This is a genomic window from Propioniciclava sp., from assembly GCF_029977985.1.
In the GTDB taxonomy this organism is placed as follows: domain Bacteria; phylum Actinomycetota; class Actinomycetes; order Propionibacteriales; family Propionibacteriaceae; genus Propioniciclava.
The window spans coordinates 1-1,010 of the sequence record NZ_JARKOT010000132.1 but is presented as its reverse complement, the minus strand read 5'-3'; the positions used below and the strand labels follow the sequence as shown (position 1 = coordinate 1,010).

Annotated in this window: 1 protein-coding gene; it reads right to left on the bottom strand. The window is 70.3% G+C overall.

All coding sequences use genetic code 11. From position 1 onward, the window contains the following. Positions 1-984: relaxase/mobilization nuclease domain-containing protein (locus Q1K57_RS08355; protein ID WP_300080888.1), on the bottom strand; the 984-nt coding region annotated here is incomplete at its 3' end. Positions 985-1,010 lie beyond the last annotated feature (26 nt).

Here is a 1,010-nt window from a genome sequence, read left to right as displayed (position 1 = left end):
CACGAGCTGGCTCAGCTCGGCGTTGCGCTTATCCCACAGCTCCGGGTCTGGTTCGCTCGCTTCGCGTCCGGGTGCGACCACGCGCCGGCCCCGCTTGGCGGCGTTCCATTCGTCCGCCGCTTCGCTCGCGCCGGTGACCGTGTCGGGCCAGCCATCGCGCAGCCTGGGCAGCGTGAGGTCGCGGCCCAGGTGGCCGCCGCCGTACCAGATCGGCCGCTCGCCGGCCTGCGGCCGCTCGGCCACTGAGTAGCCGGTAATGACGTCAGTTCGGCCGTCCGCATAGCGGGGTCGGACCAGCAGCCCAGACCGCCGCATGCGACGCACGAACTCGGCTTCACTGTCGCTCGCTGTCGAGGCCGCACGCACCTTCAATGCCAGGAGGTAGCGCGGCTGATCGGTGCGCAACTCCGACGCAATGAGTGCCTGCCGGTCGTCGCCGGCCAACGCCTCCCAGGTCGGTGCGTCCGCGCCCAGCTTCGACCGGCTTCGCTCGTGCTTGGCACGCGCGCGGGCACGTGCCTGAGCCTCGCGCTCGGCGGGGTTGTAGCCGCGCGTCGAGCGCTCCGCGCGCACCGACTCCAACTCCTCCAACCCGTACTTCGCTTCGAGTGCACGGGCGGCAGTCTGCGCGCGTCGGAAGTCGTGGTGCGTCGACGCCTTGGTGCCGTCCTCGCGCACCAGGTTCACGGCGATGTGGATGTGGTCGTTGCCGTTCGTCGACACACCGTGGCGCACGGCAACCCACCGGCACGGAGCCTTCGTGCCCTCGTTGTCGTCGAACTCCATCGCGGTGATGAAGTCGCGGGCGATCGCTCCCCACTGCTCATCGGTCAGGGCGCCCTCGTCGGCTCGTAGAGACAGCGAGCAGTGCCACACGTGGCCGCCCTTGACCTCCACGTCGTACGCGGTGCGCGGGCGGTCGAGGTGACGCGCGATCGCCAGCGCCGAATCGCGTCCCACCTCGTCGTCGTCGTGCCACGCCATCATCGCCTCGTCACCGGCAACGAGGT